This window comes from Pygmaiobacter massiliensis, from assembly GCF_900199435.1.
In the GTDB taxonomy this organism is placed as follows: Bacteria; Bacillota; Clostridia; order Oscillospirales; family Ruminococcaceae; genus Pygmaiobacter; species Pygmaiobacter massiliensis.
Window position 1 is genome coordinate 584,861 of record NZ_OAML01000003.1, and the last position, 17,431, is coordinate 602,291.

Here is a 17,431-nt window from a genome sequence, read left to right on the forward strand (position 1 = left end):
TTTTATGGAAAAATTATTTAAACTGAAAGAGCATGGTACCACAGTGCGCACAGAAGTGGTTGCCGGGCTCACCACCTTTATGACGATGGCGTATATCATTGCATTAAATCCCAATCTGCTGACTGGCTTTGGCGCGGAAGGCGGCCCTGCGCTTTGGAACGGCGTGTTCCTTGCCACCTGCATTGCTTCCGCAGTGGGCATGATTGCTATGGCTTTTTTGGCGAATAAACCGTTTGCACTTGCTCCCGGCATGGGACTCAATAGCTTCTTTGCTACCGTTGTTGCCAACATCGTTGGCCTCACCGGCCTGACCTACCTCGAATCCTTTCAGGCGGCGCTCTGCATTATCTTGGTGGAAGGCATTGTATTTGTTATTTTGTCGATTCTCAACATCCGCGAAAAGATTGTGTCCGCTATTCCTATGGGCGTGCGCCTCGGCATCAGCCCGGCAATTGGCTTAATGCTACTCAACATCGGCGTGGGGTCCAATGCTGGCGTTTACTCTGAGACTGGTGGCCCCTTCTATGTCATGCGCGACTTTTTTGGCGCACTGACCCCCAGCGTAGCGAAAGACACTATGGGCTCCGGCTACACCGCTATGGTGCTATCTGTGGTTACCATGTTTATTGGCCTGTTTGTTATTGTTGTGCTGGCTCACAACGGCGTAAAAGGCGCTGTGCTTTTTGGTATGCTGTCGGCCTCGGTTCTGTATTGGGGCGGCGAAGCTATTTTCCTCGGCACCAATCCCTTTGCCTCGTTGGCAACTGCCTCCTTTATGCCCGCTTTTGGCGATATGGCAGCTACTACACTGTTTAAGTTCAATTTTTCTCATCTGATGGAAATCGGCTGGTTTACGGTAATCACGCTGATTATCACTTTCTGCATGATTGATATGTTCGATACCATCGGCACTTTTGTGGGCACTGCTTCCCGCGCAGGCTTGCTGGATGAAAACGGCAGCATGCCCCAGATGAAAGAAGCGTTGCTTTCAGATGCGATTGGCACAGTAGCTGGCGCTATGACAGGCACCTCTACCGTCACAACCTTTGTAGAATCCGCCTCTGGTGTAGAAGCGGGCGGACGTACCGGACTGACGGCGCTGGTTACAGGCGGGCTGTTCCTCGCCTGCATGTTTATCGCTCCTGTGGCTGCGATTATTCCTGCGGCGGCTACCTCTTCTGCTCTGATTTATGTAGGTTTGCTGATGCTGAGCGGCTTGAAAAAGATTGATTTTGACGACATCAGCCAAAGTCTGCCTGTTGGCCTGATGCTGATTTCCATGCCGATTTCCGGCTCTATCGGCCACGGTATCGGCCTTGGATTGATTTCGTATATGGTCATTAAGGTATTTACGGGCCGCGCCAAAGAGGTTTCGCCCCTTACCTATATCATTTCCGCATTGTTCCTGTTGAAATTCTTCCTTGTGGTTTAATGTGAAACCACTACGGTTCAAACAAAATATTGCAATATAGAGAAAACAAGGCTTCGACAAAGGATAAAATAAATCCTTTGCCGAAGCCTGTTTTTTATTGTCTGCAAACCGAATGTTAAAAGCGGCTTTGTGTGTAAGCCAAAAGCCAACTTAAGAGCCTGCGAATTAAACCTTGAAGATTTGCGTCAGCTGGGGTACTATTTTCTATAGTTGGTTTTCAAAAACCGATTGCAGAGCTGACAGGCTGATTTTTATAAAGAATCAGCAAAAGCCACGAGATGGATATATAAAACCTCCGTATTTTGAAGAGCAGGTGATTTAGTGAACCGTATTTTGTTGGTGGAAGATGATATTGCGCTGAGCAACGGCATTGTTATGGCACTACGGGACGAGCAGACCGAGCTGGTGCAGTGTGCTTCGCTGCAACAGGCGAGGGAATGCTTTGTTGCACATTGCGTGCAGCTTGTGATTTTAGATGTGAACCTGCCCGACGGCAATGGTTTGACGCTGCTGAAAGAGATACGGGAAACTTCCTCTACACCGATTATCGTGCTAACGGCAAATGATACAGAAACAGATATTGTAGCTGGGCTAGAGATGGGCGCGGACGATTATGTGACCAAGCCGTTTAGCCTTGCGATTCTTAGAGCGCGGGTAAACGCTCAGCTTAGAAAACAAGGAAGTGCTAACGCGAGCTATTTCCAGCAGAGCGGATTTGCTTTCGATTTCGATGCGATGCTATTTTGCAAAGAGAATACGGCCATCGAGTTGAGTAAAACGGAACAAAAGCTGCTGAGATTACTGGTGGAAAACCGAGGACGTACTTTAGAGCGCAGCATGCTGGTAGATCGCATCTGGACAGATAGCGCAGAGTATGTAGATGAGAACGCCCTATCCGTTACGGTAAAACGTCTGCGCAACAAGCTGGGCGATGATACCGCTAAGCCACGATACATTAAAACAGTCTACGGCATCGGCTATACTTGGGCGGTGGAATAAAATGAACGAATTCAATATTCTGATTTTGGCCATTGCAATGCTTTCGGTCGCTTTTGCAGTATTTACAACAATGCGCAGCCGCATAAATGAAAAGCGCGTTCTAGACCATCTGGATGCGATGCTAACCGCAGCTATGGATGGAACTTTTGACGAAACCATATTTGATGAAAGCTTGCTTTCCTCGGTAGAAACCAAATTTGCGCACTATTTATCTGCATCATCAGTATCTGCAAGAAACCTTGCAGAAGAGAAAAAGAAAATCAAAGAGCTGATTGCTGATATTTCTCATCAGACCAAGACACCGCTTTCAAACATTTTGCTGTACGCGCAGCTTTTGGGTGAACAAGACTTGCCGCAAGAAAGTCTGCCCTGTGTAACGGCGCTGAATACGCAGGCCGAAAAACTGAGCTTTTTGATTGGCTCGCTCGTAAAAACCTCACGGCTGGAAACAGGGGTGATTGAACTGCACCCGAAACAGTCGGCAGTGCAGCCCATGCTGGATACCGTTTTGGCCCAGGTGGCACCCAAAGCAGGTGAAAAGCAATTGCATTTAGCGTGTAATAATGCTACCGCGGCAGACGCCTGCTTTGACACCAAGTGGACAGCCGAGGCAATTTACAACATTCTCGATAATGCGGTAAAGTACACGCCGTGCGGCGGTACTATTCAAATTGCCACCACCGTGTATAGCCTTTTTTGCCGCATTGATATCAAAGATACCGGCATTGGCATACCGGAAGAAGAGCAAGCAAAGGTGTTTGCACGGTTTTATCGTTCTCCGGCGGTTAGTGAAAGTGAAGGAGTGGGGATTGGGCTGTATTTGGCGCGACAGATTATTGCAGACGAGGGCGGTTATATTAAAGTGAATTCAAAGGTCGGAGGAGGCACCTGCTTTTCTGTGTTTCTTCCCATTGCCAGATAAAATCTTTCAAGACTGTTAGATTTAAAAGCGGCTCTGAAAGATTGTAGAAAGATTCTTGTGATAAAGTGTGTGTTGTGGAGATGCAACACACACTTTCTTTTTGGAGGAACCTGACATGAATATATTACAGACCAAAAGCCTGAAAAAGATATACGGCACCGGTGAAACTGCGGTGCATGCACTCGACGGTGTGGATTTTACGGTGGAAAAAGGCGAATTTGTGGCAATTGTGGGTATGTCCGGCAGCGGAAAATCTACTCTGCTGCATATGCTTGGCGGGCTGGACCGGCCCACTGAGGGCAGTGTGACAGTGGACGGGAAAAACATTTTTTCGCTGAAAGACGAGGAACTTACAGTTTTTCGCCGCCGCAAAATCGGGTTTGTATTCCAAAACTACAACCTTGTTCCGGTGCTGAATGTTTACGAAAACGTAGTGCTGCCGATTCAGTTAGATGGCAATGTGCCCGATGATACTTATATTAATAACATCATTGCTACATTGGGACTCGAAAGTAAGCTGCAAAGCCTGCCCAATAATCTTTCGGGCGGGCAGCAACAGCGGGTGGCAATCGCGCGGGCGTTAGCATCTAAACCAGCGATTATATTAGCAGACGAGCCCACAGGCAACCTGGACAGCAAAACCAGCCAAGATGTGCTGAGCTTATTAAAGGTCACCAGCCAGAAATTCAGCCAGACGATTGTTATGATTACGCATAACGAAGAAATCGCGCAGCTGGCAGATCGCATCATCCGCATTGAAGATGGCAAAATTGTGGGTGGTGACAAGGCATGATTAAGGTGAACAATAAAAAAGCAATTTCAAACCTTTCTCGCCGCAGCTTTGGTGCCAATAAAGCGCGCAATTATATTGCGGTGTTGGCTATTGTTTTAACTACAATTTTGTTTACCAGCCTTTTCACATTGGGCATGGGCACGGTAGAAAGTCTGCAACAGGCAACCATGCGGCAGGCAGGCGGTGATGGCCATGCGGTGCTGAAATATATGACAAAAGAGCAGTTTGATGCGGTGAAAGATAATTCCCGCATCAAAGAAATCGCGTTTGACATGGCACTTTGTGACAGTGTGGAAAATCCAGAACTTTTAAAACGCCACGCTGAGTTTTGGTATAACGATGAGGTTGGTCTGAAACTGAGCTATATTAAGCCAGAGGTAGGGCGCGCACCCCAAACGGAAAACGAGATAATGGTGGACTCACAAACCTTGCAGCTGCTTGGCGTTCCGCAGCAGCTTGGGGCAAAGGTGAGTCTGCAGCTCAATATTCGGGGAGAAATGGTTACTCGCGAGTTTACGCTGTGCGGATGGTGGACCAGCGACCCGGCTTTTAACGTAGGACAGATTTTCGCCTCCCGCGCTTATGTAGAGGCGCACAGCGAAGAGCTGCAATGCACTTATTATAAGGATTTGTCGATGACCGGCGCGATTAACGCGTATGTCATGTTCCCGAATAGCCTGAACCTGCAGGCAAAGCTGGATCAACTGATGGCGGAAAGTGAATTTTCGCCGATAGAAACAGATCCGAATTATCTAGACAGCAATATAAATTGGGCTTATCTTTCCACCAATTTTGGCATGGACGCAGGCACGATTTTAGGGCTGGGATGCGGTTTGCTGCTCATTATCTTTACGGGATATTTGATTATTTATAATATCTTTCAAATCTCTATTGTGCGGGATATTCGTTTTTACGGGCTACTCAAAACCATTGGCACCACTGCTGGGCAAATTCGCAGCATGATTCGCAGGCAAGCGTTGATTTTATCAGCAATCGGCATTCCCATAGGGCTTTTTCTTGGTTTTTTTTCGGGCAAGGCTTTGGTTCCGCTGCTGATGAATAATAGCAGTTATGCGGGCAGCGCAATTTCTGTTTCACCCCACCCGGCTATTTTTATGGGCTCTGCGCTGTTTGCCCTGGGGACAGTGCTGATTAGCACTCTAAAACCGGGCAAAATGGCGGGCAAAGTATCGCCGATTGAAGCGGTGCGCTATACCGAATGTGACCAGCCAAAACAAAAACACAAAAAGAGCACCAACGGCGCCAAAATGGGCCGGATAGCTTTGTCTAACTTGGGGCGCAATAAAAAACGTACTGTGCTGGTTGTTATCAGCCTGTCACTCAGTTTGATTTTACTAAACACCGTGGTAACCCTTTCTGGCAGCATTGATATGGATAAATTTCTTTCGAAATTTACGGACACTGATTTTTTGATTGCTCATGCAGACTATTTTAATAATGACTTTAACGGTGTGGAAAATGAGACTTCAGAGCAGATGATTGAGGCCATAAAAAGTTTAGAAGGATTTGAAGAAGGAGGCCGACTTTACGGCGGGCGTGAAAATTTGTTTTTTGCCAAAGACCCAAACAACAGCCAAACGTTTAATCGAGATGAATCCGGCAATTTTTACGGTGCTGTATTTGGGCTTGAGCAACTGCCTATGCAGCGTCTTGAATTAATAGATGGTGAAATAGATATGGAAAAACTGCTCAGCGGCAATTATATTTTAGAAGGCATTCACTTGGATGATAATGGCAGAGTTATACCCGAAACTGCAAAATATAAAGTGGGGGACACGGTTAACCTCTACAATTGGCGCGCTACAAATCCAGCGGATGCAGAAAACCGTGATTACACAGAGCATAAGTATACTGTGCTAGGCCATGTGGCCATTAAAACATATACCAACAGTGACCGCAGCAGTTGGGACTATACTTTTTATCTCCCGGCATCGGTTTATCAAACGATAGTAGATACCCCTGCGGTGATGAGTTATGTGTTTAATGTAAAAGACAACAATGAGCCAGCTGTGGAAGCCTTTTTAAAACAGTACACTACAGAGATAGAACCGATGATGAATTACGATTCTAAGGGGACAACGATGGCAGCCTTTTCTGGGATGCGCAACACCGTGTTAATGGTCGGCGGTGCGCTGGGCGGTATTATTGGCATGATTGGAATTTTGAATTTTATCAATGCAGTGCTTACCAGCATCGTTGCACGTAAAAAAGAGTTTGCGATGTTGCAAAGCATCGGCATGACACGCAAGCAGCTGAAAAAAATGCTGTGCTGCGAAGGGCTGTATTACGCCGGGTTTTCGGCTTTGTGTTCGCTGGTGTTTGGCTGGCTCGGTTCGCTTATTATCGTGCAGGCTATTTGCAGCCAAATGTGGTTTTTAACCTATCACTTGGTATTGTGGCCATTACTGGCTGCTGTGCCGGTGTTGTTGGTGCTTGGCATTGCTGTTCCGCTTGTGGTTTACAGGGCGACAGACCATCAAAGTATTGTGGAGCGATTGCGGGAAGCGGAATAATGCCAAACTGCAAGCGTTTGTCTGCTGCCTATTGAAAGTTGGATCCGATATAGGTGAAAAAGCAAAATTGACTACTGGTGTCATAGGATAAAAGCTTAAAAATGCAAATACAAATAAAAAACCATGGCACAGGGGCAAAGCCTTGTGCCATGGTTTTTTGCTGTATTTATTCGGTATGCTGCAAAACACTGGGTGCTATTTTTTCTTGAAGGTATCGCACTCGGTATCTTTGCAGGTGCAGCCGGAACCACAGGTGCAGATAGAAACAGAATCTGCGTGGCAGGTGCAGTTTTCGTTATGCACACAGTCGTTGGCGCGGCAGGTGACCGCAGTTTGTGCAGAAGGGGTACTGCAGCAGTTAGATGCACCCGAGTTGATGGTAAAGCTGGCGCAGCAAGTGTTTTCTTTGGATGCGCCGCCAGAAACGTTGACTGCATCAAGGCAGCAATAGCCTTCGGAGTTGTGACCGCATTCGCAGGCACTGCAAGAAAGTCTGGGCATAGAAAAATCTCCTTCCTGTTAGTGATGTCTTAAGTATTCCCTCGATGGTAAGAGGTATGCATGCAAAAGCGCCGTTTTCACAAAGCAAAAAAGCGAAATAAGTGCCTGAAAAACACCGCTTAAACTCAGATACGAGCATACCACAAGCCTTTCTCGGCAAAGCCTTTGCATATTTTGGCAGTTTGAGAAAATGCTAACCGTATTAAGCGTGCAAAGGTGCCGTTAGAGGGATGGGAGTGTATCTATGGAAGCAAAGCTTTCGCAGCGACTGTCAGAAAATCAGAAAATGCTGGATAAACTGCTGCATGTAAAAGAAAACTTTGATTTAATTGAGCGGACTTTTATGATTGCAGATAAGCAGGCCTGCTTTTATGTGATTGATGGCCTTAACAAGGACGAAATCCTCGAGAAAATCATGGAAAGCTTTCTGAAATTAAAACCGGAGGATGTACCCGCACAGGTACAGCAATTTTCAGAGTTTTTAGTGCCATATGGGGAGGTAGATGTTTTAAAAGACTTGCCGCAAATCGTCCCCATGTTGCTTTCTGGTGTTCCGGTTTTACTGGTGGACGGTTATGCTGAAGCCATTGCGGTGGACTTTCGTACCTACCCTGCACGCGGCATTGAAGAGCCAGATAAAGATAAAGTACTGCGCGGTTCCAAAGATGGTTTTGTAGAAACCATCGTTTTCAACACCGCGATGATTCGCCGGCGCATTCGGCACCCGGACTTGATTATGGAGATTACCGCGGTGGGGAAAAGCTCGCACACCGATGTTGTTATTTCCTATATGAAAGACCGTGTGGATGAAAAATTTCTCGCGAAAATTCGCCGCTTGCTTTCCGAAATAAAGGTCGATGCGCTTACCATGAATACCGAAAGCCTTGCCGAAACCCTTTACCGCGGCAACTGGATTAACCCATTTCCGAAATTTAAATATACAGAGCGGCCAGATACCGCAGCCTCTGCTATTTTAGAGGGCAGCATTGTGCTGTTGGTAGACAACTCTCCTTCTGCCATGGTTTTGCCGACCACCCTGTTTGAAATCACCGAAGAAGCCGACGACTACTATCTGCCACCCGTAACGGGCACCTATTTGCGGCTCTCTCGATTAGCAATCAATATCGCAGCTCTGCTGCTTACCCCTACCTGGCTGCTGTTTTTAAAATATCCCGAGTGGCTGCCCCCAGCGCTGGAGTTTACCAAAATTACAGATACCATTAATGTACCGATTTTGGTGCAGCTGCTTCTGCTGGAGTTCGCAATTGACGGCATGAAGCTTGCCGCCTTGAATACCCCAAGTATGCTAAGCACTCCTCTCAGCGTAATCGCCGGTATCGTGCTGGGCGACTTTACGGTAAAATCCGGCTGGTTTAACTCCGAAACCATGCTTTATATGGCATTTGTTGCAATTGCCAACTACTCACAGGCCAGCTACGAACTGGGTTATGCCCTCAAATTTTTGCGTGTAATTCTGCTGCTTGCCACAGGGGTGTTTGGTGTATGGGGCTATGCTGGCGGTTTGATTTTTGCATTCCTCACGATGCTTTTGACACGCACCCTTTCTAACGAAAGCTATTTGTATCCGCTCATTCCGTTCAACGGACGAGAGCTGTTCCGGCGATTGTTCCGCATCAGCCTGCCGAAGGCGGTGCAGGACAATAAAAAGTAAATGGGGAAGCACTGTAAAATACGACAACATTCGACAAGTTGCAACTCGGCTTGCAGTAGAGTATAATGAGTACGCGTTTTTCCCAATATAGGGAATATTGTACAAAGTCAAGCCAGCCGTAAAATCGGCACGACTTGCTCATTTTTATGAAGGAGTGTGGTAGATTGGATAACTACTCTAAACTGCCAAAGAAAAAATGGTCTACTGGCAAAAAAACAGCTGTTATCCTTGTCAGCATTTTACTGGTGCTTGCACTCATTGCAGGTGGGGTTTATCTTTATTTTGAGCTTTCTCTGAATGAGGGGGAAGCCGGCAAGCTGACCCCGGAAGTGGAAACCACCGAAACCACCAAAGCCAAAGACGTCGAGTATATTTTGGTTTGTGGTATTGATGATGACGAGGAAGACCCCTCCCGCAGCGGCGTGGGGCGGACAGACCTGATTATGCTGGTTTGCTATGACCGAAAAGCCGGTTCCATGTCGATCTTGCAGATTCCGCGTGACACCTATGTGGGTGAAGAGGTGCCGACCGGCGGCACCGGTAAAATCAACGCGGTCTATTCGCACGGTGCGGATACGCAGAACCGCATCTCTAACCTTGCAAAAGTAATCAACAGCCAGTTCAAGCTGCCCGTAGATCATTACGTGACGATTGATATGCAGCATTTCCGTGAAATAATCAACGTATTGGGCGGCATCCAGATGTATGTGCCCTGGGATGTGCCCTACTTTGATGAAAATGGGAATCAGCTTGGGGTTATCCCCGAGGGTGACCAGCTTATTAATGGCAGCCAGGCGGAAATTATCGTGCGTTCCCGCAAGGGATATGCGCAGGGAGATATTAAGCGTCTGCAGGCGCAGCAATATTTCTTTGCAGCAGTGTTCCGCACGATGAAAACTTTCCCGATGTCGGACATTATTAAAGTTGCACCGGGCTTTATCAACTACTTTAATACCGATTATAAGGTGAGCGAACTGATTAGCCTGGCGTCGGCACTGCAAAAAATGGACAGCGCTAACATTGGCTTTACTCGCTGCCCGGGTGGTGGCCTTGGGAAAACCAATGGACACTCCGGTATGTATGGCGTTAATGCAGAAGCGCTTGCGCCACTGTTAAACGACCATTTCCGGCCATACAGTGACCCGGTGCCTGCCGCTGAGCTGGGTTTGCCGACCGGGCTGGTGTACGCGTATGGCGAAATTCCAGGCGAGTACCAGAGCATGGGAGATTTGAATATCCCCACAGAATAAATATGAGCGAGCTTTGCTTTTTCCGCAAAGCTCGTTTTTTTTATGCCGCGCACGAAGAAATGCCAACAGAGCAGTGCATACAATCGCCCTGCGGCGGGTAATTTATCTAAAGTATATAAAAGCAAAGGAAATGCCTGTTTTTGTGTCAATTCTCTGTTTTTTCATTACGATGTATGCCGCGAAAGTGAGTAATCGCGATAAGCCGGAAGAAAGCGTCGAAAGCATTTCTTAAAGGCGCTCTTCATTGCGCACCGCAGGGCTTTTTAAACCAGCAGGCGTCAGGCATGAAGGCGGGAATTTACTTGCTAAACAACAAAAAACGCAGTACAATGGAAAAAAGCACCGGATGCCCCAGTGCGGGCCTCGCCCGCAGGTACCGGTGCTTTTGTTTTAAGCGGCACTTTTATTGGCAGCCGGCAGCGGTGCATTCTTTTCTTTACGAAAAGCGTTGCAGATGTTGAACGGACAAGCAAAGTGCCGAAACAACAAAGGGGGAACTTTTGATGCAACTTACATTTCTCGGCGCAGCACATACCGTTACCGGTTCTGCATACCTGCTGGAATGTGCAGGAAAACGCCTCATCGTAGACTATGGCATGTTTCAAGGTAAGGATGCCAAGCTGATCCAGCCTTTGCCTTTCCCGGCAGGCGAGGTGGATTACGCCATCATTACCCATGCACACGTAGACCATACCGGCCATTTGCCCATGATCGTAAAACAAGGCTTTCATGGACCGGTTTTTGCAACACCGGCCTCTATGGATTTGGCCTCTATTTTAATGGCAGATTCCGCCCATATCATGAAAATGGATACCGAGTGGAAAAACAAAAAGAGGGAACGCCGCGGTGAGCCATCGGTAGAGCCTCTTTATACCGCCGAAGACGTTGCCCTGACGATGAAACAGTTTGTGCCGGTCGAGTATGGTGACACCAAAGTCATTTCGCCGGAGTTTACCGTCCGCTTTAATGATGCGGGGCATATTCTGGGTTCTGCATCGGTAGAGCTGTGGGCAACTGAAAACGGCATAACCAAAAAGATTGTCTTTTCCGGCGACCTGGGCAACTTGAACCAGCCGATTCTGAAAGACCCGCAGCCGGTGCGCGAGGCGGATTATCTGCTGGTGGAATCCACCTATGGCAGCCGTCTTCACCCCGCGGCAAACGATGCCAAAGAGCAGCTTGGCCGCGTAATTAGAGAAACATTTGAGCAAGGCGGCAAGGTGATTATTCCGGCGTTTGCTGTGGGCCGTACGCAGGAGCTTCTTTATTACTTGCGCGAGCTGTACGAATCCGGCCAGTTTGCCGGGTATGAGCATTGCCCGGTTTTTCTGGATAGCCCGCTGGCTGCCGAAGCAACCGCACTGTTTAGCAAATATGTAGATGATTATTATGATGAAGCTGCAATGAAAATTGTTCGCAAAGGCGGGGACGTCATCAATTTTAAGCAGTTGCAGCTCTCGATCAGCAGCGATGATTCTAAAGCAATCAACGCATATAAAGGCAGCTGCATCATCATTTCCGCATCTGGCATGTGCGATGCAGGCCGTATTCGCCATCACTTAAAATACAACCTGTGGAACGAGCACAACACCGTTGTTGTTGTTGGCTATCAGGCAGAAGGTACGCTGGGACGCCGGTTGCTGGAGGGTGAAAAAGAAGTCACGATTCTTGGCGATTCGGTTGCGGTGCATGCGAAAATTGAAAACGTGGATGGACTCTCGGCTCATGCGGACCGCAATGGCTTGCTGCGCTGGTTGTCAGGCTTTACAACAAAGCCCAAGATGACCTTTGTGATCCACGGTGAGGCATTGGCCGCCACCGAATTTGCAGAATATATTGAAAAAGAGCTGGACTTCACCTCTTTGGTACCGGAGATTGGCGACCAGACAGATTTGCTGGCAGAGCAGGTTATGCTGGTGCATACTGCAGAGCCGGTTGTGGAAGCCCCCGAGCAAGCAGAGCCTCAGCCGAAACGTCAGGCAACTTCGCTTGTGGACGCGCCTCGTTACAGCCTCACCAACCTTATCGAAGCGCTGCGTGAGCTGGACCAAAGCGGGATGAAGCTGCCGCGTAAGAAAATCGAGGCACTCTCTAAAGCTGTTGACGACCTGCTGCGCAGCACACACGGATAGCCCTTGCACTTTTTTGTGGTTTTGTTGTAAAATAAACAAAGAATCTCTATTAGGTAACTAGGAATTGCGGCGTGCCGAAAGAGAAAAGCGGCCAGAAAAGTGGCAGACAGCTGCAAAGGTTTACGAGCCATGCCTGTCTGCTCCAAAGAGGGGATTTATAAAATGGAAACATCTAAAGTTTATTTTACAGACTTTCGTGCCCGCCCGGGCACCAACCTGCTGAAAAAGCTGGAAAAATTGATTCGCACTGCGGGCATTGATAATATTGATTTTGAGGATAAATTTGTTGCAATCAAAATTCATTTTGGCGAGCCCGGCAACTTGTCTTTTTTGCGCCCGAACTATGCAAAAGTCGTGGCGGATGTGGTCAAATCTTTGGGCGGGCGTCCCTTTTTGACCGATTGCAATACGCTTTATGTAGGTGGCCGTAAACATGCACTGGAACATATTGATACTGCTTATCTCAACGGCTTCAGTCCGTTTTCTACCGGCTGCAATGTAATTATTGCAGACGGGTTGAAAGGCACAGACGACGTGGAAGTGCCGGTAGAGGGCGGCGAACTTTGCAAAACGGCACTGATTGGCCGTGCTGTTATGGACGCAGATATCTTTATCAGCCTAACCCACTTTAAAGGGCATGAATCGACCGGTTTTGGTGGCTGTATCAAAAATGTGGGCATGGGCTGTGGTTCCCGCGCCGGTAAAATGGCACAGCATTCTTCTGGCAAGCCGGAAGTGAAAGAGCGCAAATGCCGCAAGTGTCACGCCTGTGCGAAAATTTGCGCCCATAGCGCAATCTCGTTTGACGGTACCGATGGCAAAGCGCGCATTGACCACAATAAGTGTGTTGGTTGCGGCCGCTGCCTTGGTGCTTGCAACTTTGACGCGATTCACAACGCAAATGGCTCTGCCAATGCCGACCTCAACAAAAAAATGGCAGAGTACACCAAAGCGGTGGTGGACGGACGCCCGGCATTCCACATCAGCTTGGTGATGGATGTTTCGCCGTTCTGCGATTGCCACGCTGAAAATGATGCCCCGATTATTCCGGATGTGGGTATGTTCGCAAGCTTTGACCCTGTCGCACTGGATCAGGCCTGTGCAGATGCAGCCAATGCGATGCCTGCTGTGCGTGCCTCGCGGCTTGGCGATTTGATGGATACCGCTGAGTTTGTGGACCAGGGCGACCACTTTAAGAATACCAACCCCGAAACTGATTGGGAAGTACAGCTGAGCCACGCAGAAACGCTTGGCCTTGGCACCCGTCAGTACGAGCTGGTCAGCGTAAAATAAGCAGCAACCGCTTGGCGTTTGCACTTCAAAGGCGACGCAATATCAAGTGAAAGCGAATATCGCATTTATTGCGCTCTTTGTAAAATCTTGTGCATTTTCTTCACCGATGCCGTGCGCGGCATGGCTTTTCTTGCACCTACACGCCCCTTGTGCTACCATGAGAAGTGGAAGTGCAGGGGGCGTTTTTGCTGTTTTCTGCAGTTTCGTTTTTAGCGATAAAAAATTTTTCGAAAAGGCAGATATTAAAATTGTCGGCAAGCCCTGTGTCTGACGGCAATAGAATAGAAGAAAGGTTGGATTTTTATGCAGATCAAAAACGGAAACCTTTATACTCAAGGGTGCTTTTTTGAGCCCCATGACTTGATAGTCAGCGGAGATCGCATTACACGCATTGCCCCGTCCGGCTTTGATTCAAACGAAGAAGAAGTGCTGGATGCCGCTGGCTGCTATGTGCTGCCGGGTTTTGTGGATGTTCATATCCACGGTGCGGATGGTGCCGACTTTTGTGATGACACGTCGGACCATATCAGCACCATTTCAAACTATCTTGGCAAAAAAGGTGTCACGAGCTTTTTAGGCACCACGATGGCTTTTTCAGAAGAAATTTTAAATCACATCATCGACGACGCGCTACCTCATTTTAATCAAGAAGAGGGCGGGGCTGTCCTGCGCGGCATTAATATGGAAGGTCCGTTTTTTGCGAAATCTAAAAAAGGTGCGCAGGCAGAGCGTTACATTATTGACCCGGATTTCGAGATGTTTGAACGACTGATGGAACGCAGTAAAAACAACATTCGGCTCTGCGATATTGCGCCGGAACTGCCTGGTGCGGTAGAGTTTATCTCTCGAGCAGCAAAACAATGTGCAGTTTCAATTGCACATACTACGGCAACCTATGAAGAAACGAAAGAGGGCTTTGCCGCCGGTGCAAACCATGTCACCCATCTGTTTAATGCAATGCCTCCGTTTGCACACCGCGACCCCGGCGTTGTAGGGGCCGCACTGGAAGATGCCGATTATGTAGAGCTGATTTCGGACGGCATCCATATTCACCCGGCAATGGTGCGCACTGTGTTTCAAATTTTCGGTGCCGACCGTGTTTGTCTGATTAGTGATGCGATGCGCGCCACCGGCAAACCCAACGGCGAATACACACTTGGCGGGCAAAAGGTATCAATGACCGATGGAAAGGCAACACTTGCAGATGGAACCATTGCCGGCAGCGCCACAGACCTGGTGGAATGCTTCCGCCGTGCGGTACACTTTGGTGTTCCCATCGAGATGGCCGCGAAAGCCGCAACCATTAATCCGGCCAAATCGGTCGGGCTGGAAAAAGAAATCGGCAGCTGCTCGGAGGGCAAGCGTGCGGATCTGTTGATTCTCGCGCAGGATCTCTCGGTCAAAGCTGTCCTTATTGGCGGCAAACGAATCGTTTAAGTTTGATATAGAAAGAGGCAACCATGACTTACAAAGCGGTTTTACTGGATATTGACGGAACGCTGGTGCCGATTGGTCGCACAGGAGTGGCAGATCGGGTAGTGCGCTGCGTCGAGCAGCTGCGCCGCACCGGAGTTAAAGTGATTGTCGCAACCGGGCGCAGCGGGTTTGTGCTGACCCCAGCGCTTTTGGGCAATTTTACGGCAGATTATTATATCTGCGTCAACGGCAGCCTGACATTGGATGCCGATAAACGCCCAATGCACGAAAAGCGACTGGGACAGCAGGAAATGGATGCATTGGATGCGCTGGCCCGGCAGCAGGAGATAGTGCTTGGGTATACGTTTGAAGATGCTTATTATATGTACTACGGCTATGATGAGCTCTGCCAGAAGCTTGCACATCTTGCCGCTGAGGATTCGCCGGTTGATCCGGAACCAAAGCAAGGCCCCGGATTTGTGCGCAACGGAGAAGATCGTGTACGGCATTACCGCAGTATGCCTTACGGCGCAGTGCTGCACGGGGTGCCTAAGGGAACAAATTTTCCGATGGATGCAAATCTGTCGTTTGTCCAATTTCATCCCGGCAGCTATGATGTATACCGAAAAGACCTCGACAAGGCACGCACTGCTGAAAAGTTGCTTCATACTCTCGGCATCCGCTTAGAAGAAACCATCGCAATAGGCGATGGGAATAATGATGTACCGATGCTGCGGGCCGCAGGATTGGGTGTGGCCATGGGCAATGCACGCCCGGCTGCCAAAGCTGCTGCCGACCGCGTGACACTTAGTGTAGATCAAGATGGTGTTGCAGAGGTGCTGGAAGAAATTTTTAAGTTATAATATTTATGAGGCTTATGGCAGAAAGCGAAAGCGGGACAAGAGCCCAAATTTGGCTTGTATAAGACTAAAACAGTACCCTCAAAAAGCACCTTGGAAAAATAAATATTACAAAATAATTACAGAATTTCGAAACCTGCTGTCAAAAAGGCAGCAGGTTTCGTGGTTTTGTTGTCCTTTAAATAAGCACATATAGAAAAATTGTGAATTTCACATAACAAAGTTCCGGCATTTCTCTTGAAATCATTAATAAAAATACAGTATAATAGAACAAATCTTTTACATTTTAGTACATCGAAGTACAAAAGCAAAAGATCCCCCCGTTCTGCCCGGTGGGAGGGTGTTCGCTGGTGTTTTGGCGGACAAGCAGGCAGAATTCAATACATAGGAGGAATCTTAAAATGCAAGCATTTACAGAAGCAATTGCGGCCAATCCTTTGCTCGCGTTTATCGTTGTGGCACTTGTGTATGCCATTGGCGATACCATCGGCGTGCTTTCCAAAGCGTGGATCCCCTCTACCTTTGTTATCGCATGCATGTTCATTGCAGGTTATTGGACATTTTTCCCGAAAGAAATCATCTCGATTGCTGGTTTCTCGGCGCCCTTTACCTCTACTTTCTGCATCTATCTGCTGGTTACCCATATGGGTACTACCATCAACCTGAAAGAACTGGCAAGACAGTGGAAAGTAATTGTCAGCTGCCTGTGCGGTCTGGTGGGTATGATTATTGCTGGTTACTTTATCGCTGGCATGTTTATCGATAAATCTTACATTGTAGCAGGTCTGCCCCCGCTCACAGGTGGCATCGTTGCAGCTAACATCATGAGCGAAGCCGCAGCAGCAAAGGGCCTTACCGTTGCTTCGGTTCTGGCACTGGCGATGTACTCCGTACAGGGCTTTGCCGGATACCCGCTGACTGCTATCGTTTTGAAAAAAGAGGGCAAACGCCTTCTGGCTGACTACAAAGCTGGCAAAGTGATTAAAATTGACACTTCTGCCGCTGAGGAAGAGCACAAGAAAAAGCTCATTCCCGCAATGCCCACAAAGTTCCTTTCCACCGCTGTTTGTTTGGTAAAACTGGCGCTTGTCTCTTACCTTGCAACCTGGGTAGGCAAATGGACTGCTGGCTGGGGCTATGCTAAAATTCACCCGCTGGTTGCGGCACTTGTATTGGGTGTTGTGTTTACCGAGCTGGGCTTCCTTGAAAAAGATGCACTGAAGAAATGCAGCTGCTTTAACCTGATTGCATTCGGCGTTATGCTCTTCATCTTCGACGCACTCAAAAATGCTACTCCGGAAATTCTGGGTGCAGCAATTGTGCCGATGATGATTCTCATCGTAATTGGCGTGGCAGGTATGTGCATCGTGGCTTATATCTCTGGCAAAGTGCTGAAGATGAGCCCGCTGATGGCCATTGCTGTCAACCTGACGGCACTGTACGGCTTCCCGCCGAACTACGTGCTGACTGATGAAGCGACCACTGCGCTTGCAAGCAATCCCGAAGAGAAACAGTATCTGATGGACAACATGCTGCCGCAGATGATTGTCGGCGGTTTCGTTACCGTTACCATCACCTCGGTCATCATCGCCGGTATTTTCACTAGCTTGCTGTAAGCTGCTGTGAA

General features: G+C 48.2%; 13 protein-coding genes. 12 read left to right on the forward strand and 1 reads right to left on the reverse strand.

Annotation, left to right across the window (positions count from 1 at the left end; all coding sequences use genetic code 11):
• Positions 1-4: 4 nt before the first annotated feature.
• The 5 genes from C1A11_RS07390 (at position 5) to C1A11_RS07410 (ending at position 6,680) form a co-directional block, all read left to right on the forward strand.
• Positions 5-1,432 carry an NCS2 family permease gene (locus tag C1A11_RS07390; RefSeq protein ID WP_102049843.1) on the forward strand — a complete coding sequence of 476 codons (1,428 nt, stop codon included), beginning with the start codon at positions 5-7 and terminating at the stop codon, positions 1,430-1,432.
• Positions 1,433-1,753: 321 nt separating this feature from the next.
• On the forward strand, positions 1,754-2,431 hold the full coding sequence (locus C1A11_RS07395) for a response regulator transcription factor (RefSeq protein ID WP_102049844.1): 678 nt from the start codon (positions 1,754-1,756) through the stop codon (positions 2,429-2,431).
• Between the two features lies 1 nt (position 2,432).
• Positions 2,433-3,353 carry a sensor histidine kinase gene (locus C1A11_RS07400; RefSeq protein ID WP_102049845.1) on the forward strand — a complete coding sequence of 307 codons (921 nt, stop codon included), beginning with the start codon at positions 2,433-2,435 and terminating at the stop codon, positions 3,351-3,353.
• Positions 3,354-3,468: 115 nt separating this feature from the next.
• Positions 3,469-4,146 (forward strand): ABC transporter ATP-binding protein, encoded by a 678-nt coding sequence (locus C1A11_RS07405; protein WP_102049846.1) that lies wholly within the window; start codon positions 3,469-3,471, stop codon positions 4,144-4,146.
• Positions 4,143-6,680: an ABC transporter permease gene (locus C1A11_RS07410; RefSeq protein WP_102049847.1), complete on the forward strand. Its 2,538-nt coding sequence runs from the start codon at positions 4,143-4,145 to the stop codon at positions 6,678-6,680. Before C1A11_RS07405 ends, C1A11_RS07410 begins: the two co-directional genes overlap by 4 nt.
• A gap of 195 nt (positions 6,681-6,875) precedes the next feature.
• Here the strand turns inward: C1A11_RS07410 and C1A11_RS07415 are convergent, their stop codons facing one another.
• Positions 6,876-7,181: a DUF1540 domain-containing protein gene (locus C1A11_RS07415; protein ID WP_102049848.1), complete on the reverse strand. Its 306-nt coding sequence runs from the start codon at positions 7,179-7,181 to the stop codon at positions 6,876-6,878.
• 244 nt (positions 7,182-7,425) lie between these two features.
• Here C1A11_RS07415 and C1A11_RS07420 point away from each other — a divergent pair, with 244 nt between their 5' ends.
• The 7 genes from C1A11_RS07420 (at position 7,426) to C1A11_RS07455 (ending at position 17,420) form a co-directional block, all read left to right on the forward strand.
• Complete coding sequence (locus tag C1A11_RS07420) at positions 7,426-8,853, forward strand: spore germination protein (RefSeq protein WP_102049849.1); 1,428 nt, start codon at positions 7,426-7,428, stop codon at positions 8,851-8,853.
• A gap of 164 nt (positions 8,854-9,017) precedes the next feature.
• Positions 9,018-10,103 (forward strand): LCP family protein, encoded by a 1,086-nt coding sequence (locus C1A11_RS07425; protein ID WP_180950281.1) that lies wholly within the window; start codon positions 9,018-9,020, stop codon positions 10,101-10,103.
• A 503-nt stretch (positions 10,104-10,606) separates the two neighbouring features.
• Positions 10,607-12,235 (forward strand): MBL fold metallo-hydrolase RNA specificity domain-containing protein, encoded by a 1,629-nt coding sequence (locus C1A11_RS07430; RefSeq protein WP_102049851.1) that lies wholly within the window; start codon positions 10,607-10,609, stop codon positions 12,233-12,235.
• A gap of 162 nt (positions 12,236-12,397) precedes the next feature.
• Positions 12,398-13,528: a DUF362 domain-containing protein gene (locus C1A11_RS07435; protein WP_102051033.1), complete on the forward strand. Its 1,131-nt coding sequence runs from the start codon at positions 12,398-12,400 to the stop codon at positions 13,526-13,528.
• Positions 13,529-13,831: 303 nt separating this feature from the next.
• Positions 13,832-14,965, forward strand: coding sequence for an N-acetylglucosamine-6-phosphate deacetylase (nagA, locus tag C1A11_RS07445; RefSeq protein ID WP_102049853.1), 1,134 nt, complete (start codon positions 13,832-13,834; stop codon positions 14,963-14,965).
• Positions 14,966-14,988: 23 nt separating this feature from the next.
• Entirely contained in the window at positions 14,989-15,807 is an 819-nt protein-coding gene (locus tag C1A11_RS07450) for a Cof-type HAD-IIB family hydrolase (protein ID WP_102049854.1), read from the forward strand.
• Between the two features lie 398 nt (positions 15,808-16,205).
• Positions 16,206-17,420, forward strand: a complete 1,215-nt coding sequence (locus C1A11_RS07455) for a hypothetical protein (protein WP_180950282.1) — start codon at positions 16,206-16,208, stop codon at positions 17,418-17,420.
• The last annotated feature ends 11 nt before the right edge of the window (positions 17,421-17,431 follow it).

What these genes read in the sequence shown, in the direction of transcription:
- C1A11_RS07430 (WP_102049851.1), top strand. Translation starts at nt 10,607, where the DNA reads ATGCAACTTACATTTCTCGGCGCAGCACATACCGTTACCGGTTCTGCA.
- C1A11_RS07400 (WP_102049845.1), top strand. Translation starts at nt 2,433, where the DNA reads ATGAACGAATTCAATATTCTGATTTTGGCCATTGCAATGCTTTCGGTC.
- C1A11_RS07415 (WP_102049848.1), bottom strand. Translation starts at nt 7,181, where the DNA reads ATGCCCAGACTTTCTTGCAGTGCCTGCGAATGCGGTCACAACTCCGAA.
- C1A11_RS07420 (WP_102049849.1), top strand. Translation starts at nt 7,426, where the DNA reads ATGGAAGCAAAGCTTTCGCAGCGACTGTCAGAAAATCAGAAAATGCTG.
- C1A11_RS07435 (WP_102051033.1), top strand. Translation starts at nt 12,398, where the DNA reads ATGGAAACATCTAAAGTTTATTTTACAGACTTTCGTGCCCGCCCGGGC.
- nagA (WP_102049853.1), top strand. Translation starts at nt 13,832, where the DNA reads ATGCAGATCAAAAACGGAAACCTTTATACTCAAGGGTGCTTTTTTGAG.
- C1A11_RS07405 (WP_102049846.1), top strand. Translation starts at nt 3,469, where the DNA reads ATGAATATATTACAGACCAAAAGCCTGAAAAAGATATACGGCACCGGT.
- C1A11_RS07410 (WP_102049847.1), top strand. Translation starts at nt 4,143, where the DNA reads ATGATTAAGGTGAACAATAAAAAAGCAATTTCAAACCTTTCTCGCCGC.
- C1A11_RS07450 (WP_102049854.1), top strand. Translation starts at nt 14,989, where the DNA reads ATGACTTACAAAGCGGTTTTACTGGATATTGACGGAACGCTGGTGCCG.
- C1A11_RS07455 (WP_180950282.1), top strand. Translation starts at nt 16,206, where the DNA reads ATGCAAGCATTTACAGAAGCAATTGCGGCCAATCCTTTGCTCGCGTTT.
- C1A11_RS07390 (WP_102049843.1), top strand. Translation starts at nt 5, where the DNA reads ATGGAAAAATTATTTAAACTGAAAGAGCATGGTACCACAGTGCGCACA.